Raw genomic sequence first — 18,917 nt, forward strand, 5'->3', positions numbered from 1 at the left:
GCCGTTGCGGCTTCACGCCAACCCTGATGAGACGCACTTGGAAGGAAGGGGACGCATCATGGGCGACCTCCGCGAACTCCTGCACAACCCCGGCCTGATGCAGACCCGCCGCCATTTCTTCTCGAGGTCCAGCCTGGGCCTGGGGGGAGCGGCGTTAGCGACGCTCCTGGGTGGGGCGGCCCCGCCCTCGCCGACGGCCTCGCCCGATGCGGCCCGAGGCGCGCTGGGCGGCCCACACTTCGCCCCCAAGGCGAAGAGGATCATCTATCTGTTCATGAGCGGCGGTCCGTCGCAGCTTGACCTGTTCGATCACAAACCGCTCCTCAACCGCATGAACGGCCAGAACCTGCCCGACTCGGTCCGGCAGGGGCAACGGCTCACGGGAATGTCCAGCAATCAGGCTTCGCTGCCACTGGCCGGATCGTTGTTCTCGTTCGCCCGCCGCGGTGAATCGGGGGCGTGGGTCAGCGACCTCCTGCCGCACACGGCGGGCGTGGCGGACGAGCTTTGCTTCATCCGGTCGCTCCACACCGAGGCGATCAACCACGACCCGGCCATCACGTTCTTCCAGACCGGCTCGCAGATCGCAGGCCGCCCTTCGATGGGTGCCTGGCTCAGCTACGGCCTGGGCTCCATGAACGAGAACCTGCCGACGTTCTGCGTCCTGATCAGCCGACGCCCCGTCGACCAGCCGCTCTATTCGCGGCTCTGGGGCAACGGCTTCCTGCCGTCCGTCCATCAGGGAGTCCAGTTCCGCGCGGGGGCTGAGCCGGTCCTGTATCTCGACAACCCGCCGGGGACGAGCGTCGAAGGCCGCCGGAAGATGCTCGACCGTCTCCGCGAGCTGCATCAACACGAGTACGACGCCAACCTCGACCCGGCCGTCGCCGCGCGGATCGCCCAGTACGAGATGGCCTACCGGATGCAGACGAGCGTCCCCGAGGCCGCGGGCCTCGAAGACGAGCCGGAACATATCTATGACCTTTACGGACCGGACGCCCGCAAGCCGGGAACGTTCGCGGCCAACTGCCTGCTCGCCCGCCGCCTGGCCGAACGCGGGGTCCGTTTCATCCAGCTTTATCACCCGGGCTGGGACCACCACGGCGGCCTTCCCGCCGGCATCCGTCAACTCACGAGGGAGACCGATCAGGGCTGCGCGGCGCTCATCCGCGACCTCAAGCAGCGCGGGATGCTGGACGACACCCTGGTCCTCTGGGGCGGCGAGTTCGGCCGCACCAATTACAGCCAGGGGAAGCTGACCGCGACCGACTACGGCCGCGACCATCACCCTCGCTGCTTCACCGCCTGGGCCGCCGGAGGCGGTGTGAAGCCCGGCGTGACCTTCGGCGAGACCGACGACTTCGGCTACAACATCGTCGCCGATCCGGTCCACGTCCACGACTTCCATGCCACGGTCCTGCACCTGCTCGGCATCGACCACGAGCGGCTGACGTACAAGTTTCAGGGCCGCTACTTCCGGCTGACCGACGTGGCCGGGAAGGTGGTGAAGGACATCCTTGCAGGATGACATCGCGCCGCGAGACGCCCCTCCCCCCCTCGTCGATGAGGGAGCACGGCGAGGCTCCCCCCTGGACTTCGTCGGCTCAAACCCCTAGATTTCGCTGCCTCTGACTCGACTCCTTTCCCATTCACGCTCGATGAGGTGGACCATGCGTCGGCGATCCGTACTCGCCCTGGGTTTGACGGGCTGCGTCCTCGGCGGCCGCACAACGCAGGCCCAGGACTTCCCGAAGGAGTCCGACCCTCGCGAAGGCATCCTCAAGGCCAAGACCTTCTTCGCCGGCCCGGCGAAAACGGAGCCGTTCGGCGCCGGATTGACGCTGCTGACCGGCCCCGGCGGGAGCATGCTCATCCTGAACGGCCAGGACGGCCCGCTGATGATCGACGCCGGCCTCGCCGACCGGGCCGACGAGATCCGCGCCGCCGCCGAGAAGGCTGCGGGCGGCCCGATCGCAGTCCTGATCAATACCCACTGGCACGGCGACCATACCGGTGGCAACCTCGCCTTCGCCCGCGCAGGGGCGAAGATCCTCGCCACGGCTGCCTGTAAGCAACGACTCTCCGAGGATCATCAGAACCCGCTTTTCCGGATGTCGTACCCGGCCAAGCCGCCCGAGGCTCGGCCCGGGCTGACGTTGAGCGTCGCCGAGATCCAGCACAACGGCGAGGAAATCCGGCTGGAGGCCGTCGCCCCGGCGCACACCGACGGCGACCTGATCGTCCATTTCCGCAAGGCGGACGTGATCCACGTCGGCGACCTCGTCAACAACGGGGCCTATCCCAACATCGACGCTTCCTGCGGCGGCTGGATCGGCGGCATGATCGCGGGGGTCGACCGGATTCTGCAACTCGCCGGGCCGAAGACCCGAATCGTCCCCGGCCACGGCCCGGTCGCGACCGTCGACGACGTCCGCGCATTTCGGGCCATGCTGGCGACCGTCAACGACCGCATCGCGCCGATGGTCGCCTCCAGTCGCCCCATCGACGAGATCCTGGCGGCCAAGCCGACCGCCGACTTCGACGCCAAATGGAGCGGCGGCCTTTTCAACGGTCCCATGTTCACGCGGATCGTCGTCGCGGGGCTCGTCGAAAAACACTCGCGCACATGACCGACCGTCGATGAACAACCAGGAGTCGATATGGACCTGCAACTGAAAGGCAAGCTCGCCCTCGTGACGGCCTCGACGGGGGGTATCGGCCAGGCGATCGCGAAGTCGCTGGCCGCCGAGGGGGCCCGGGTGATCGTCAACGGCCGGTCGTCGTCGACCGTTGAGAAGACCGTTGCGGCGATCCGAGCCGACGTCCCCGATGCAGACCTTGCACCGCTGGCCGCCGACGCCGCCACGGCCGAAGGATGTGAGGCGATCATCCGCGCCTTCCCCGCAGTCGACGTTCTCGTGAACAACCTGGGGATCTACGAGGCCGTCGGCTTCCTCGACGAGACCGACGAGGCCTGGCTGCGCTTGTTCGAGGTCAACATCCTCAGCGGCGTCCGCCTGGCACGCGCTTACCTCCCTGGCATGCTCAAAACGGGAAGCGGGCGGATCGTCTTCATCTCCAGCGAGTCGGCCGTCAGCCCGGCTCCCGAGATGGCCCACTACAGCGCGACCAAGACGATGCAACTGTCGATCTCGCGCAGCCTGGCCGAGATGACCAAGGGGACGGCGGTCACCGTCAACACCGTGCTGCCGGGTTCGACCAAGACGGAGGGGGTCGACAAGTTCGTCCAGGACCTCTTCCCCGACCTCTCGCCGGCCGACGCCGAACGTCGGTTCATGGCTGAGAACCGGCCGACCTCCCTGATCGCCCGGCTCATCGTCCCCGCCGAGATCGGCGACGCCGTTGCCTTCGTGTGCAGCCCCCGGGCCTCGGCGATCAATGGGGCGGCGATCCGCGTGGACGGCGGACTGGTGCGAAGCGTCGTCTGAAAATCGTCGACGACGATGGCACTGAATCTGCTAGTTGGACATGGATCACCGACGAAGGAACGGGATCACGCATCGAGGCGTCCCCCCGCGATGGAGTCGACACGATGCCGCAAGACGACGAACTCTGGTACAAGGACGCGGTCCTTTACGAGGCCCACGTCCGCGCCTTCTACGACAGCAACAACGACGGCATCGGCGACTTCCGCGGCCTGACGCTCAAGCTCCCGTACCTCCGCGACCTGGGAATCACGGCGATCTGGCTCTTGCCGTTCTACCCGTCGCCCCTGCGGGACGACGGCTACGATATCGCCGATTACACGTCGGTCAACAAGCAGTACGGCCGGCTCTCCGACTTCCGCGAGTTCCTCGACCGCGCCCATGATCTGGGACTGAAAGTCATCACCGAGCTGGTCCTCAATCACACGTCCGACCAGCATCCGTGGTTCCAGCGAGCGCGCAACGCACCGGCGGGAAGCCCCGAGCGCGACTTCTACGTCTGGAGCGACGACCCGCAGAAGTACTCGGACGCCCGCATCATCTTCAAGGATTTCGAGCTCTCCAACTGGACATGGGACCCAATCGCCGACGCCTATTACTGGCACCGGTTCTATTCCCACCAGCCCGATTTGAACTACGACAACCCGGCCGTCTGGGAAGCCGTCTTCCCGCTGCTCGATTTCTGGTTCAACATGGGCGTCGACGGTCTCCGGCTCGACGCCATCCCTTACCTCTACGAGCGCGAGGGGACCAACTGCGAGAATCTGCCGGAGACGCACGACTTCCTGAAGGCGCTTCGGAAACGGGTCGATGAGAAGTTCCCGACGCCGCCGCGGATGTTCCTCGCCGAGGCCAACCAGTGGCCCGAGGACGCCGTGGCTTACTTCGGCGACGGCGACGAATGCCACATGGCGTTCCACTTCCCCGTCATGCCTCGCCTCTACATGGCGCTCCACCAGGAAGACCGCCACCCGATCCTCGACATCCTCGCCCAGACGCCGGCCATTCCTGAGAACTGCCAGTGGTGCATGTTCCTGCGGAACCACGACGAGTTGACGCTCGAAATGGTCACCGACGAGGAACGCGACTCGATGTATCGAGCGTACGCCCACGACCCCGAAGCCCGAATCAACCTGGGCATCCGCCACCGGCTTGCGCCGCTGCTCAACAACGACCGGCGACGGATCGAGTTGATGACCGCCCTGCTCTTCTCGCTGCCGGGGACGCCCGTCCTCTATTACGGCGACGAGATCGGCATGGGGGACAACATCTACCTGGGCGACCGCAACGGCGTCCGCACGCCCATGCAGTGGTCGCCCGACCGCAACGCGGGATTCTCCGACTGCAACCCGCAGAAGCTGTATTTCCCGGTCGTCATTGACCCCGAGTACCACTACGAGGCCGTCAACGTCGAGGCCCAACAGCAGAACCCCAGTTCGCTCCTCTGGTGGGTCAAGCGGATGATCGCCCTACGCAAGCGGTACCGGGCGTTCGGCCGGGGGACGATCGAGTTCCTCCGTCCCGAGAATTCGCGAATCCTTGCGTTCATACGCAAGTATGATGACGAGTCGATTCTCGTAATCGCGAACCTCTCGCGGTTCATGCAGTTCGTCGACCTGGATCTCCGCGAGTTCCAGGGCTTCGCGCCTGAGGAATTGCAAGGCCACACCCTGATGCCGCCCGTGGAGGATCGGCCCTATCGGCTGACGCTCTCCCCCTACGGTTTCTTCTGGTTCCTGCTCAAGCCTCCCGAGGTCGGCGCCCAGACGACGGAGATTGAACCACTGAGGATGGCTCACCTCCCTGTCGTGACCGTCGCTCAGGACTGGCGTACCGAACTCACGAGCCTGGATTCCGAAAGACTCGACCCGCTACTCCCGGCCTTCCTGGAGCGGAGACGGCCCGCCGGCCTGCCGAAGGTCGTGGGGATGGACGTGACTCGGTCGTTCGCCGACCCGATGGGCTCCGGCGACATCCAGTGGCTGGTCGCCCGCGCCGACCTGGCCACGGGCGACGTCGAGGCGAACATCCTCCCCCTCACTCTTGTCCCCGAGCCGAGCCTCGTCCGTTTGCTGGACGTCAGTGCGACGACGATCCTGGCGAGGGTCGCCGGAGGCCAGTCGGGGATCGTCTGCGACGCCCTCGCCGATCCCGCCTGCGGCGCGGCGATGGTGCGGGCGATCCGCTCCGGCATGACGGCCCCGCTGGCGGACGGCGAACTGGTGGCCGTGCCGCTTCGCGGCCTGGCTGAACTGGACCTGGGCGAAACCGACCTCGTTCCCGCCCAGCTCATCCGCAGCGAGCGGTTCAACACGACGCTCATCTTCGACGAACGTCTGACGCTCAAGACGTTCCGCACCATCGACGCCGAGATCAACCCGGACTTCGAGATGAGGTCGTTCCTCGCCGCTCGTCAGGACTCGCTCATCGTGGCTCCGGTGCTGGGCTACCTGGAGTATCGCCGCGTCCATGGACCGCCGGTGACTCTGGCGGTTCTGAACCAGTACATCCCCAATCAGGGGAGCGCCTGGACGTTGACGCTCAATCAACTCAGCCAGTTCTACGAGCGGATCGCCGCCGGCCTCCACAAACGCGAGGTCGAGCCTCCTCCGCCCGACGAGACGAACGGAAACGGCAACGTATCAAGCGACGAGATGATCCTGGACGCTGCGATGGCTGGCTTCGACGTCCACGCTCGGAAGCTCGGCGCCCATACGGCCGCGATGCATCGAACCCTCGCCTCGGCCCGCATCGAGACCGACTTCAAGCCCGAGCCGTTCGGCCGGCTCTACCAGCGTTCGATCTATCAATCGATGCGGAACCTGACGCATCACGTCTTCACGCGACTCGCCGCTGAACGGAAGCATCTCCAGGACGCGACGGCCGCCGACGCCGAGCGTCTCCTGGGATTGCGCGAGACTCTGCTGGAACGCTTCCAGAAGGTTTCGAGCCGCGGCTACGGCGGATCTCGGATCCGGATCCACGGCGACTACGAACTGGATCAGATCCTCTATACCGGGTCGGACTTCGTCGTCTACGACTTCGAGGCCGACGCCGACGATTCCACGGGCGAACGCCGCGTGAAGCGGTCCCCTCTTCGCGACCTGGCCTCGATGATCCGCTCGTTCGACTACGCCGCGCATGCCGCGCTCTACGACCTGCACGATAAACAGACGCGACCGCCGGGGATGGTTCGTGAAGACGACCGCGAGGCTCTGGAGCCCTGGGCGCGTCGCTGGCGGGATCGCGTGTCCCAGCAATTCATCGACGCTTACCTGGAAAACCTCGACGCCCCCGGACTGCTGCCCGACGATCGGGCGGACCTCGATACGTTGCTCAGGATCTTCCTCCTGGAACGCGCGCTCGACGACGTCGGCCGAGACCTCGCCCGTCGCCCGGCCTGGGTGGGGATCCCGATCCGGGCCCTCCTCCGCGAGTTGGAGGGCGCGGAGGTCGCGGCTCCCTGAGCCGGTCTCAGGCCAGGATTTCCTTCACAACCCTCGCCGGCTCGACGCCCGTCAGGCGGACGTCGAGGCCCTGGTACTTGAACGAGAGCCGCGCATGATCCACGCCGCAGAGGGCGAGGATCGTGGCGTGGAGGTCGCGGACGTGGACGACGTTCTCGACCGCCTTGTAGCCGAGTTCGTCGGTCGCGCCATAGGTCACGCCGCCCTTGATTCCACCGCCGGCCATCCAGAGCGAGAAGCCCAGGATGTGATGATCGCGTCCCGTCCCCTGTCCCATAGGCGTGCGGCCGAACTCGCCTCCCCAGATGACCAGGGTGTCGTCCAGCATCCCGCGCTGCTCCAGGTCTTTCACCAGTGCGGCGCAGGGCTGGTCGACGTCCTTGGCGGCCAGGGTCATGCCGCGTTCGATGTCGCCGTGGTGGTCCCAGGCGCGGTGGTAGAGCTGGATCATGCGAACCCCGCGCTCGGCCAGGCGGCGGGCCATCAGGCAGTTGGAGGCGAAGCTGCCGTCGCCGGGGTTCTTGACCCCGTACATCTCCAGCGTCGATCGCGGCTCGCTGGCGAAATCGGTTAGCTCGGGGACGCTGGTCTGCATCCGGAAGGCCAGTTCGTACTGGGCGATCCGGGTCTGGATCTCCGGGTCAAGGCGGTCGGCCGAAAGCATCCCGTTGAGCCGGTTAATTTCAGCGATCGCCCCGCGCTGGGCGTCGACGTCGACCCCCGGCGGGTTGCTGATGTAGTGGACGGCGTCCCCCTTGGACTGGAACTGGATCCCCTGGAATTTGCTGGGGAGGAACCCGGCCGACCACTGCCGGGCCGAGACCGGTTGCAGGCCGGTCGCGCCGGCAGAGGTCAGGACGACGAAGCCCGGCAGGTCGTCGGTCTCGGCGCCAAGCCCGTAGAGGAGCCACGAGCCCATGCTCGGCCTCCCCTTGATGATCGACCCGCTGTTCATGAACGCGTGCGCCGGGTCGTGGTTGATCTGCTCGGTGGTCATCGAGCGGACGATGGCGATCCGGTCGGCGAGCGTGGCGATGTTCGGGAAGAGGTCGGAGATCTCCTGCCCGGACTGGCCGTATTTCTTGAATCCGCAGAACGGCCCTCGCGCGATGAGGGTCTTGTTCTGGAGTTGAGCAAGCTGCTGGCCCTTCGTGAACGACTCCGGGAAGGGTTTGCCGTGGAGTTCCTGGAGCCGCGGCTTGTAGTCGAGGCTCTCAAACTGCGACGGCCCGCCCGCCATGCAGAGGTGGATCACCCGTTTGGCTTTCACGGGCAGATGCGTGGGCCGGACGACGCCTCGCCAGCGAGCGTCGGGCTTCACTGCATCGACGCCCCCCGCGAACACGCGCGGGTCAAGCAACCCGGCCAGGGCCAGCGAGCCGATCCCGTAGGCCGAGTTCCGCAGAAAAACCCGCCTCTGAAGGTTTGTCCGCCAGGCGTCGAAATCATTGGGCGTGTTCATGGTTTCAATACCTGGTGATCGTCTCGTGGAGGTTCAGCAGGATGCGGCAGGTCATGGCCCAGGCAGCGGCCTCGACTGGATCGATCGCACCCGAGAGCGGCGCCTGGCCGACGTGCAGCAGCTTCTCGGCCTCGTCGCGGTGGTCGCGGTAGAACGTTCGGCGGCCCGCCAGGTATTCGAGGAGCGATGCACGTTCGGCCGGCTCGATTGGACGGACGAGCGCCCGATGGAAAAGGCGATCGAGGCGGGCGGCGTCGTCGGTCGAGCCCTCGTTGCCGAGAAGCTCGACGGCCAGCGAGCGAGCCGCCTCGACGAACGTCGGGTCGTTTAGCAGAGTGAGCGCCTGCTGGGGCGTGTTGGCGACGGTCCGCGAGGCGGTGCATTCTTCTCGCGCGGGGGCGTCGAAGTTCGCCAGCATCGGTTGCAGGAACGTCCGCTGCCAGTGCGAATAGAGGCCGCGGCGATACTGCAGCGGTCCCGGGCTGGCTTTGTAGTCGCGGTCCGGGAACTGGAGGTTGGCGTAATAACCGGCCGGCTGATACGGGAACGCGCTGGGGCCGCCGAGGTCGAGGTTGATGAGCCCGGCGATGCTCAACGCGTTGTCACGGACGAACTCCGCCTCCAGGCGCCTCGGCGACAGGAAGGCAACGAGGCGGTTGCCGGGGTCGGCGTCCTTCAGCTCGGGGCGGGTCCGCGAGTCCTGCCGATAGGCGGACGACGTGACCATCAGCCGGACCATTCGTTTGACGTCCCAGCCCGACTCGCGGAATTCGACGGCCAGCCAGTCGAGCAACTCGGGATGCGTCGGCCATTCGCCCTGCGCGCCGACGTCTTCCATGACGCCGCTGATCCCGACGCCGAAGATCTGCTTCCAGAGCCGATTCACGAACACGCGGGCTGTGAGCGGGTTCTCCTCGGCGGTGATCCAGCGAGCCAGGTCGAGCCGGTTGAGCCGGCGGCCCGTGGCGACGGTGGCGTGCGGGAGGAACCGAGGCACCTCGGGCTCGACGATCTCGCCGGTTCGGTTCAGCCAATCGCCCCGGGGTAAGACGCGGGTCTCCATCGGCGGCATGGCGCGGACGATCGTGCAGAAGGCGCGACCGTCGCGGCAGGACTGGATCTCGCGGCCGAGGTCGCGGACGCGAGCCCAGGTCTCGGCGTCGGCCCCTATGCTACGGTGGTAGACGCCGCGCAGGATCGCAGCGCGGTCCGACACGCATTCGTCGCAGCAGGCGGTGATCGCGGCTTGGGCGTCAGCGGACAGATCGCCGAGGGCCTTGCCGTCCTCACCGACGCCGAACGGCGAGAGCGAGACGCGGACGCGGACGGCTTGCGGACTCTTCACCTCTACGACCAGCTTCTGGGCGTCCTTCAACTCGAGGGGCGTCTCCAGGCACCAGACGGCGGTCTGCGTCTTCTCGGCGTCGTCCTTCGAAGTCCGCCAGCCGCTCAGGATTCCCGGGATCTCGTCGCCGTTGAAGTAGCGAGGCGTCTTGTGGTCGGCGTCGGCGAGATAGAAGCTCAACCCCTTCGCCTTCTCCCCACCCCCTTCAACCTTCGCGCTCAGGGCCACGGCCGCGGTTTCGGCTCCTTCGCGGACGATCTTGCCGCCATGGTGGGAGTCGGGGATCAACTCAACGCGGATGCGAGAGACCCAGCCAGCTCCCGAGGCGGATTCGAACCGGAAGGCCGGCTCTTTCGCGGCGGCTTTGCCCTGGGTTTTGGGTCGGGCGGCGGCTTGCTTCGGGTCCATCTTCGCGGAGTCGATGACCAGCAGACTGCCGTCGGGAAGGGCCTCGACCTTTTCCTCATCCTCGGCCTGGGGTTTCAGATTGAGCCAGCCCGTCTCGGACGATTCCAGGAACTCGCGAGCGCGATCGACCCAACCGGTGATGGCCGCATCGTCGGAGTTCCGGGAGACGACCTTCCGGAGTTCCTCCGCCAGGCGCTTCTGGCGTTCCTTGAGGTAAGAGTTCTCGACCTCGACCTCGGGCGGGAAGGGATGGTCGTTGCTCCAGCCCTTCAATTCGGGGTTGGGCGTGTAGTCGTAATCGTTGTAGACGCCCCACTGCTTCACGTCGGCGAAGAAGGCGGAAAGCGTGTAGAAGTCGCGTTGGGTGATCGGGTCGTACTTGTGGTCGTGGCACTCGGCGCAGCCGAAGGTCGAGCCGAGGAACGTCTGGCCGACGGTCCGCACGCGATCGGCCGCGTACTTGGCGAGGTACTCGCCGGGCTGGGCTCCCCCCTCGCGGGTCATCATGTTGAGGCGGTTGAAGCAGGTGGCGACGAGTTGCTCGGGCGTTGGGTTGGGCAGCAGGTCGCCGGCGAGTTGCTCGGTGACGAAGACGTCGAACGGCTTGTTGGCGTTGAAGGCGTTCACGACGTAGTCGCGATAGGGAAACACGCGCTGGCCCTGGTCGCCGTGATAGCCGACGCTGTCCGTGAATCGCGCCATGTCAAGCCAGGGAACCGCCATCCGCTCGCCGTAGTGCGGGGATTCGAGCAGCCGGTCGACGAGCTTCTCGTACGCTTCCGGATCGGTGGATTCCTCGAACGCGCGGGCCTCCTCGGCCGTGGGCGGCAGCCCAAGAAGATCCAGGTAAAGACGCCGGACGAGCCGGCGCTTCGGGGCCTCGGGAGATGGTTCGATCCCCTTCGCCGCCAGCGCCGCGAGCAGGAAGGCGTCGACAGGGTTCCGGACCCATTCCTGGCGATGGACGCTCGGTGCGGGGCGACGGACCGGCGGGACGTAAGCCCAGTGGGCCTGGTATTCGGCCCCCTGGGCGATCCAGTCCTGAAGGATCTTCTTCTGGGCGGTGGAGAGCGTCTTGTGGGCCTCGGCGGGCGGCATCGCGTCCTCGTCCGTGCTGAGGATCCGGACGACCAACTCGCTATCGTCGGGCTTCCCCGGAACGACCGCTCCGTGCTTGAGGGCGGATTCGCGCTCGTCGAGCCTCAGTTGAGCCTTGCGCTGGTTCTTGTCCGGCCCGTGGCAAAAGTAGCAGTTCTCAGAGAGGATCGGCCGGACGTCGCGATTGAATTCGATTCGGGGCGGCTCATCGGCGCGGGTAAGACCGGAAACCGAAAGCGACAGGCAGGCGGCGGAAATCCCGGTCAGGAGGCAGAGACGCACGGGCGGGCCCTCCGCGGTCGATCATTGGGGTTCGGCACGACGCGATTCCCGCGTGTGGAATCGAAGGCTTCAAGCATGCGTTTGGGAAGACCCTGAATATACCCGATCCATGGCCGAGAGAAACAGATTCAAGGCGTCCCCTGATGAGCCGGAGGATCGGGAACCGCGAAGACCCCTCGGCTACTTCGTCAGCTTCGACACGAACCACCCTTTCCCCAGGTTGACGATCGGCGAGACGACTCCGTCCGAGTTGTGGAGCGATACGAAGCCGTCGACGGAGTAACGCTCGCCGTCGCCGCAGAGGTCGAAGGCCACCTGATCGCCGTCGGACGCCGGTTCCATCCGGAGCAACTCGACCTGGGCCCGATGGACGACAAACGCCCCCCCGTCCGGGAGTTGGATGGGTTGGCCTTCGACGAATTCGTAGAACGCCTCGTCGGAGGAGAAGACAGGCTCATGCTTCGGAGCGACGGGCCACGGCGACAGACTGACCGTCAGATAGCAGACGGAAAGCAGAACCAGCACACACAACAGGAAGAAGGGGGGCCGGCTCCTCATCACAGGAGTCCTCACTCCAACGGTCCGCCTGTCTTACATTCGTCTTACCGTCTTTCTCATCATAGCAGGGTTCAAGTCGGAGAAAGCCATGCTGATCGGGTTGCTCCATGCAGACCGTTCGAAATGCCAGGGGCCGTCGGTACAACACCGACGGCCCCTGGCTGACTCGGTCACGCCTTGGTCGGCGTGAAGGTGAAATTCTTGCCGTCGTAGTCGATTTCGACGACGTCGGCCGGGTTGACGCGCTGGTCGAGCAGGGCTTTCGCCAGTGGGTTGGCCAGGCGCTGCTGGATCACGCGCTTGAGCGGGCGGGCACCGTAGGTTGGGTCGAAGCCCTCCTCGGCCAGCCGCTCGCGGGCCTTGTCGGTGATCCGGATCGAGAGGTTCGCCTCGGCCAGTTGCTTCTCCAGCCGCTTGAGCTGGATGCCGACGATCTGGCCCAGTTCCTTCCGTCCCAGAGGGTGGAAGATGATCGTCTCGTCGATTCGGTTGAGGAACTCGGGCAGGAACTCGCGCCGGAGGACTTCCTGGACCTGGTTCCGCATCGTCGATTCGTCGGCCCCCTTGGCGGAGAGGTCGGCGATGACGTGGCTCCCCAGGTTCGAGGTCATGATGATGACCGTGTTCCGGAAGTCGACCGTGCGGCCCTGACCGTCGGTCAGGCGACCGTCGTCAAGCACCTGCAAGAGCACGTTGAAGACGTCGCGGTGGGCCTTCTCGACCTCGTCGAGCAAGACCACCGAGTACGGCCGCCGCCGGACGGCCTCGGTGAGCCGACCGCCTTCCTCGTAGCCAACGTACCCCGGAGGAGCGCCGATCAGCCGGGCGACGTTGTGCCGCTCGCCGTACTCGCTCATGTCGATGCGAACCATCGCGGCCTCGCTGTCGAACAGGAACTCGGCGAGGGCCTTGGCCAGCTCCGTCTTGCCGACGCCCGTGGGGCCCAGGAAGAGGAACGAGCCAATCGGCCGGTTCGGATCCTGGAGCCCCGCGCGGCTGCGGCGGACGGCGTCGGCCACGGCGCGCACGGCGTCGTCCTGGTCGACCATCCGGAGGTGGATCTGGTCCTCCAGCTTCAAGAGCTTCTCGCGCTCGGTGGCCAGCATCCGCGAGACCGGCACGCCGGTCCACTGGCTGACGACCTCGGCGATCTCCTCGGAGTCGACCTCGCGCTTGAGGAGTTGGCGGCCCTTCTCCTTCGGCTGCTCGTCGGCGGCCGGCTCGGCCTCGGCGATCCGCTTCTCCAGGGCCTTGCGCTCAGAGTCGAGCGCGGCGAGCTTCTGGTAGCTGGCCTCGTCGGGACGTTCGCCGTGCTGCTGCTTCTGGCGGATGTCGTCCATGAGCCGGCTGAACTCGGACTTCACCAATTCCAGGTGCTCGCGGACCTTCTGCACGTCTCCCAGCCCGGACTTCTCCATCTCCCACTGGCGACGGAGATCCTGGAGCTGCTTCTCAACCTGCTCAATGTCGGCCTCGACCTCGGCGAGCCGTTCGAGGGCGTGCTCCTCCTCCTCCTTCTGGAGCATCCGCTGCGCGAGCTGAAGCTGCAACAGCCGACGCTGAAGAACGTCGATCTCGGTGGGGACGGACTGCAACTCCATCGAGAGCCGGCTGGCGGCCTCGTCGACGAGGTCGATGGCCTTGTCGGGGAGGAAGCGGTCGGTGATGTACCGCGACGCCAGCTTGGCGGCCGAGACCAGGGCGGAGTCCTTGATCTTGACCTTGTGGTGAACCTCGTACCGCTCCTTGATGCCGCGGAGGATCGCGATCGTGTCGTCGATCGAGGGCTCGCCGACGAAGACCGGCTGGAACCGCCGCTCCAGGGCGGGGTCCTTCTCGATGTGCTCGCGGTACTCGTCAAGCGTCGTGGCGCCGATGCAGCGCAGCTCGCCACGGGCCAGCGCCGGCTTGAGCAGGTTGGCGGCGTCCATCGCGCCGTCCCCCTTGCCCGCGCCGACGACCAGGTGCAGCTCGTCGATGAACAGGATGATCCGGCCTTCGGACTCGCTGACTTCCTTGAGGACCGCCTTGAGCCGCTCCTCGAACTCGCCGCGGTACTTGGCGCCGGCGACGAGCGCGCCCATGTCGAGCGCGATGAGCTTGCGATTCTGGAGGCTCTCGGGGACGTCGCCGGAGACGATGCGCTGGGCGAGGCCCTCGGCGATGGCCGTCTTGCCAACGCCCGGCTCGCCGATCAGCACCGGGTTGTTCTTGGTGCGACGGCTGAGCACCTGGACGACCCGGCGGATCTCCGAATCGCGGCCGATGACCGGATCCATCTTCCCCTTACGGACGGCTTCGACGAGGTCGCGGCCGTAGCGCTCCAGGGCCTGGTACTTGTCGTCGGGGTTCTGGTCGGTGACCGTCTGGCCGCCTCGGACCTTCTGCAAAGCCTTGAGGATCTCGGGCGCGGAGACGCCCAGCGAATCCAGCAGAGCCTGGGTCTTGCTCTTGACCTTGGCCAGGCCCAGCAAGAGGTGCTCGACCGAGACGTACTGGTCCTTCATCCGGTCGGCTTCGGCCTGCGCGGACTCCAGCACGGCCGCCAGGTCGGGGCCGATGGAGATCTCGCCGCCCGTGACGCGCGGCAGGGCGTCGAGCCCGGACTGCGCGGCCTTCAACACCTGCGCCGGGTTGACGCCAAGCTGCGTGAAGAGAGCCCGAACGACCTGCTGATTAGGATCGAGCAACGCAGCGAGCAGGTGCATGGGCTCCAGCCGCTGATGGCTGCGCTCACTGGCCAAGGCCTGGGCCGCTTGAAGGGCCTCCTGGCTCTTCAGCGTGAGTTTATCGAATCGAAAAGCCATAACATCCCCCCCTTACATATTGGGTGCCATGGCCACGCTTGCGTGGCCATGAACTGGCGAGGACGGCGGAAACGAATGTCGCCGATCGCATGGCCACGCGAGCGTGGCCATGGCACCCAATCCCGTCCCTTGGAGGGCCTTGGGTAAACGCTCTCACCTTTTCATCTATCCTACGCACCTATGCGACACCTGGTTCGCGGGAAAACGTCAAGGGGCGGTCGATTTCAATTCATCGACCCGCGCGTGAGAACGGGACGAGGCCGGCGACGGGGTCGCAGCCTCGTCCCGTAATCGTGGGGACGGTTACCGAGGGCCGGTACTTACTTGCCCTCTTCGAACTCCACGTCGATCACGTCGTCGGGCTTGGAGCCGCCAGAGGACGCCTCCGAAGGTCCGCCGGCCGAGGGGCCGCCAGGACCGCCCGCGCCGGCGCCGGCCGCGGCGTAAAGGTGCTCGGACATCGCCTGAGCCGCGCGAGAGAGTTCATCGACGGCCCGGTTGATGGCCGCCGCGTCGTCCCCCTTCTTGGCCTCGTTGACCTTCTCGATGGCCGCCTGGAGGGCCGAGCGGTCCGCCTCGCCGAGCTTGTCCTTGTTCTCCTCGAGAAGCTTCTCGAGCGAGTAGACGCGCTGTTCGGCGGCGTTGCGGGCTTCGGCCAGCTCACGGCGCTTCTTGTCGTCGGCGGCGTGCGACTCGGCGTCGCGGTTCATCCGCTCGATCTCCTCCTTGGACAGGCCGCCGGAGGACTCGATGCGGATGGTGTGCTCCTTGCCAGTCGCCTTGTCACGGGCGGTGACGTTGAGCAAACCGTTGGCGTCGATGTTGAACGTGACCTCGATCTGGGGGGTGCCCATCCGCGCCGGGGGGATCCCTTCGAGATTGAACTCGCCGAGCGGCCGGTTGTCCTGAGCCATCGGCCGCTCACCCTGGAAGACCTTGATCGTCACGGCCGACTGGTTGTCCTCGGCGGTCGTGAAGGTCTCCTTCTTCTCGGTCGGGATCGTGGTGTTGCGGGGGACCAGGACGGTCATGACGCCCCCCTTGGTCTCCAGCCCCAGCGACAGCGGGGTGACGTCCAGGAGCAGGACTTCCTTCACGTCGCCCGTGAGGACGGCGCCCTGGATAGCCGCACCGATGGCGACGACCTCGTCCGGGTTGACGCCCTTGTGGGGGTCTTTGCCGAAGATGTCCTTGACGATCTGCTGGACCCGCGGCATGCGGGTGGAACCGCCGACCATCACGATCTCGTCGATCTGACCCGGCTTCAGCTTGGCGTCGTCCAGCGCCTTCAGGACGGGGCCGCGGCAACGCTCGAAGAGGTTGTCGGTCAGCTTCTCGAACTGGGCGCGGGTGATCGTCATCGTCAGGTGCTTGGGCCCCGACGCGTCGGCCGTGATGAACGGCAGGTTGATGTCGGCCTGGGTCTGGAAGGAGAGGTCCTTCTTGGCCTTCTCGGCAGCCTCCTTGAGGCGCTGAAGGGCCATGGCGTCCTTCCGCAGGTCGATCCCCTGCTCCTTCTTGAAGTCGTCGGCGATGTAGTTGATGAGGGCCTCGTCCCAGTCGTCGCCGCCCAGGTGGGTGTCGCCGTTGGTGGAGAGGACCTCGAAGACGCCGTCGGCCACGTCGAGGATCGAGATGTCGAACGTACCGCCGCCCAGGTCGAAGACCGCGATCTTCTCGTTCTTCTTCTTTTCGAGCCCGTACGCCAGCGCGGCGGCCGTCGGCTCGTTGATGATCCGCGCGACTTCCAGGCCGGCGATCTGGCCGGCGTCCTTGGTCGCCTGCCGCTGGCTGTCGTTGAAGTAGGCGGGGACCGTGATGACGGCCTTCTTGACCTTGTGGCCGAGGTAGCTCTCAGCCGCTTCCTTCAACTTGCGCAGGATGAGCGCGGAGATCTCCGGGGGCGTGTAGTCCTTGTTGTTGACGTGGACCTTCACGAAGTCGGACGACCCACCCACGACCTTGTAGGGGACCATCTTCTCTTCACCGCCGACCTCCTCGTGGCGACGGCCCATGAACCGCTTGATCGAATAGATCGTCCCGGCCGGGTTGGTGATCGCCTGGCGCTTGGCCGGGTCGCCGACGAGGATCTCCCCCTTCGACGAGAACGCGACCACCGAGGGGGTCAGGCGACTCCCTTCCTGGTTGGGGATGACGGTGACGTCGCCGCCTTCCATGACCGCAACCACGCTGTTGGTCGTCCCCAGGTCGATGCCGATGATCTTCTCACCTTCCGCCACGTCCGATCTCCCTTCTTCCACGTTGAGCGGTGACGAGGAAACCCGCGCGCCACAAGGTTGCGCGAAGCGACCAGACCGGGAACGATGCAACCGTTCCGAATCGGATTCGCCGGCCCACGGCCGTTCTTCAAGAGATCCACCCACACTCAACCGACGTCGAGAATGGAAAAGCAAGCGTTGTGCCAGACGCTTTTTTTCTCCAGCACCACGACGTAACCCCAAATACACAGGCTTGTTATAAATCCATGTGAACCTCAATGCCAGTTCCGACCCGGACAAATCGACTGCCGATATGACACTCGCCTCAAAACGCCTTCGGCACAGATGCCATTTTGACAGCACCTCAGGGGCGGCCGACTCTCGGGAGAAGGACCGGGCGGCTCCCCTTCCGGGGAATCCGCCAGGCCGCGAGAAACCCACTTCATCGCCCGGGGAAAAACCTTGACAGGGTCTCACCTTTCATTTAAGACCTTATTCACGTGAATGTTGCGTCCACCCGGCCGCGACGCCGAGCGTCCTCTGGACGTTCTCTCCTCGGGGCATGAGAGGGGCTCTCCTCCTCGGGGACTGCCTCTTCCATTCGGATCGATCGTCTCTCAGAGTCAACCGATGGCCCGCAAGTCTCCCACGCCCGCCCGACCTGCATCCTCAGCCGCCGGCGCGGCGGAGTCCCCGGACGCCAAGAAAGCCCCCACGCTGAGCTCGCTTCGGAGCGAGATCGACCGGATCGACAAGGAGTTGGTGTCGATCCTGAACCGTCGGGCCGAGATCGCCGTTCAGATCGGTAAAGTGAAGAGCTCCAACGGCATGGAGGTCTTCTCCGCGGCCCGCGAAGAAGAGGTTCTGGCGAAGGTTCTAGGAGCCAGCCACGGACCGCTCCCCGCCGATACGCTCCGGCTGATCTTCCGCGAGCTGATGAGCGGCACCCGAGCCCTCCAGCGGACGCTCCGCGTGGCCTGCCTGGGTCCGAAGTACAGCTACAGCCACCTGGCCTCGGTCGCCAAATTCGGCGAGGCCGTGGAACACGTCCCGCTCGGCTCGATCGCCGCGGTCTTCGAGGAGTTGAACCGCCGGCACGTCCAGTTCGGCATCGTTCCGCTGGAGAACTCCACCGACGGTCGGATCGCCGACACGCTGGACATGTTCACCAAACTCCCCAACCTCAAGATCCGCGCTGAGGTCCGCCTGCGGATCCACCACTGCCTCCTCGGCCGTTGCGAGTGGAGCCAGGTCCGTCGGGTCTACTCCAAGAGCCAGGCCCTCTCACAGTGCCGCAACTGGCTGGGCAAGAATCTGCCGCAGGCGGCCAAGATCGAGGTCGTCTCGACGGCCGCCGCCGCTGAGCTTGCCCAGCGCGAGGAGTTCGCCGCCGCCGTGGCGAGCCGGCCGGCCGCCCAGGCCTACAAGCTCAACCTGCTGGCCGAGAACATCGAGGACCAGGTCAACAACGTCACGCGGTTCGCCGTCATCGCCGAGACGCCCGAAGCCCGCACCGGCCGCGACAAGACGACCCTCATGGCCCGCATCCCTAACGATCCGGGCTCGCTCGCCAAGGTAATCGCCCCGCTCGAGAAGCTGGGCGTGAACATGACCTGGATCGAGTCGTTCCCCATCCCCGGATCCGCCGGCGACAAGAACCCCGCCTACCTCTTCTTCCTCGACATCGAGGGCCATATCGACGATCCCCTCGTCCAGAAGGCCATCGATTCCATCAAGCGTCGCTGCGAGCGCCTGGACGTCCTGGGCTCCTACCCCCGCAGCGAGGTCGTCGAGAGCTGACCAGCCGCCGTTGCCCCGCTCGACC

10 protein-coding genes are annotated in these 18,917 nt (G+C 65.9%); 5 read left to right on the top strand and 5 right to left on the bottom strand.

Annotated elements, in window-relative coordinates; all coding sequences use genetic code 11:
- Positions 1-97 precede the first annotated feature (97 nt).
- The 4 genes from G5C50_RS15585 to treS all read left to right on the top strand — a co-directional run bounded on the left by G5C50_RS15585 (position 98) and on the right by treS (position 6,913).
- The gene (locus G5C50_RS15585) at positions 98-1,528 is read left to right on the top strand and encodes a DUF1501 domain-containing protein (protein WP_165071130.1); all 1,431 of its coding nucleotides are present in this window, start codon (positions 98-100) and stop codon (positions 1,526-1,528) included.
- 142 nt (positions 1,529-1,670) lie between these two features.
- Positions 1,671-2,630, top strand: coding sequence for an MBL fold metallo-hydrolase (locus tag G5C50_RS15590; RefSeq protein ID WP_165070895.1), 960 nt, complete (start codon positions 1,671-1,673; stop codon positions 2,628-2,630).
- Between the two features lie 30 nt (positions 2,631-2,660).
- Positions 2,661-3,449 carry an SDR family NAD(P)-dependent oxidoreductase gene (locus G5C50_RS15595; protein ID WP_165070896.1) on the top strand — a complete coding sequence of 263 codons (789 nt, stop codon included), beginning with the start codon at positions 2,661-2,663 and terminating at the stop codon, positions 3,447-3,449.
- Between the two features lie 104 nt (positions 3,450-3,553).
- The gene (gene treS, locus G5C50_RS15600; RefSeq protein ID WP_165070897.1) at positions 3,554-6,913 is read left to right on the top strand and encodes a maltose alpha-D-glucosyltransferase; all 3,360 of its coding nucleotides are present in this window, start codon (positions 3,554-3,556) and stop codon (positions 6,911-6,913) included.
- Between the two features lie 7 nt (positions 6,914-6,920).
- Here the strand turns inward: treS and G5C50_RS15605 are convergent, their stop codons facing one another.
- The 5 genes from G5C50_RS15605 to dnaK all read right to left on the bottom strand — a co-directional run bounded on the left by G5C50_RS15605 (position 6,921) and on the right by dnaK (position 17,113).
- A complete protein-coding gene (locus tag G5C50_RS15605) occupies positions 6,921-8,375 on the bottom strand; it encodes a DUF1501 domain-containing protein (RefSeq protein WP_165070899.1) in 1,455 nt (484 codons plus the stop codon).
- Positions 8,376-8,379: 4 nt separating this feature from the next.
- Positions 8,380-11,508, bottom strand: coding sequence for a PSD1 and planctomycete cytochrome C domain-containing protein (locus G5C50_RS15610; protein WP_165070900.1), 3,129 nt, complete (start codon positions 11,506-11,508; stop codon positions 8,380-8,382).
- Between the two features lie 180 nt (positions 11,509-11,688).
- On the bottom strand, positions 11,689-12,066 hold the full coding sequence (locus tag G5C50_RS15615; RefSeq protein WP_165070901.1) for a hypothetical protein: 378 nt from the start codon (positions 12,064-12,066) through the stop codon (positions 11,689-11,691).
- A gap of 170 nt (positions 12,067-12,236) precedes the next feature.
- Complete coding sequence (gene clpB / locus G5C50_RS15620) at positions 12,237-14,873, bottom strand: ATP-dependent chaperone ClpB (RefSeq protein ID WP_165070903.1); 2,637 nt, start codon at positions 14,871-14,873, stop codon at positions 12,237-12,239.
- Between the two features lie 320 nt (positions 14,874-15,193).
- Entirely contained in the window at positions 15,194-17,113 is a 1,920-nt protein-coding gene (dnaK, locus tag G5C50_RS15625; RefSeq protein ID WP_165070904.1) for a molecular chaperone DnaK, read from the bottom strand.
- 609 nt (positions 17,114-17,722) lie between these two features.
- Between dnaK and pheA the strand changes: the two genes are divergently transcribed.
- Positions 17,723-18,892 carry a prephenate dehydratase gene (gene pheA, locus G5C50_RS15630; protein ID WP_165070905.1) on the top strand — a complete coding sequence of 390 codons (1,170 nt, stop codon included), beginning with the start codon at positions 17,723-17,725 and terminating at the stop codon, positions 18,890-18,892.
- Positions 18,893-18,917 lie beyond the last annotated feature (25 nt).

The sequence above is a fragment of the Paludisphaera rhizosphaerae genome (assembly GCF_011065895.1).
Classification (GTDB): domain Bacteria; phylum Planctomycetota; class Planctomycetia; order Isosphaerales; family Isosphaeraceae; genus Paludisphaera; species Paludisphaera rhizosphaerae.

Excerpts from the sequence above, each read along its gene's own strand:
- G5C50_RS15585 (WP_165071130.1), top strand. The coding sequence starts at position 98 with ATGCAGACCCGCCGCCATTTCTTCTCGAGGTCCAGCCTGGGCCTGGGG.
- G5C50_RS15590 (WP_165070895.1), top strand. The coding sequence starts at position 1,671 with ATGCGTCGGCGATCCGTACTCGCCCTGGGTTTGACGGGCTGCGTCCTC.
- G5C50_RS15595 (WP_165070896.1), top strand. The coding sequence starts at position 2,661 with ATGGACCTGCAACTGAAAGGCAAGCTCGCCCTCGTGACGGCCTCGACG.
- treS (WP_165070897.1), top strand. The coding sequence starts at position 3,554 with ATGCCGCAAGACGACGAACTCTGGTACAAGGACGCGGTCCTTTACGAG.
- G5C50_RS15605 (WP_165070899.1), bottom strand. The coding sequence starts at position 8,375 with ATGAACACGCCCAATGATTTCGACGCCTGGCGGACAAACCTTCAGAGG.
- G5C50_RS15615 (WP_165070901.1), bottom strand. The coding sequence starts at position 12,066 with ATGAGGAGCCGGCCCCCCTTCTTCCTGTTGTGTGTGCTGGTTCTGCTT.
- clpB (WP_165070903.1), bottom strand. The coding sequence starts at position 14,873 with ATGGCTTTTCGATTCGATAAACTCACGCTGAAGAGCCAGGAGGCCCTT.
- pheA (WP_165070905.1), top strand. The coding sequence starts at position 17,723 with ATGGCCCGCAAGTCTCCCACGCCCGCCCGACCTGCATCCTCAGCCGCC.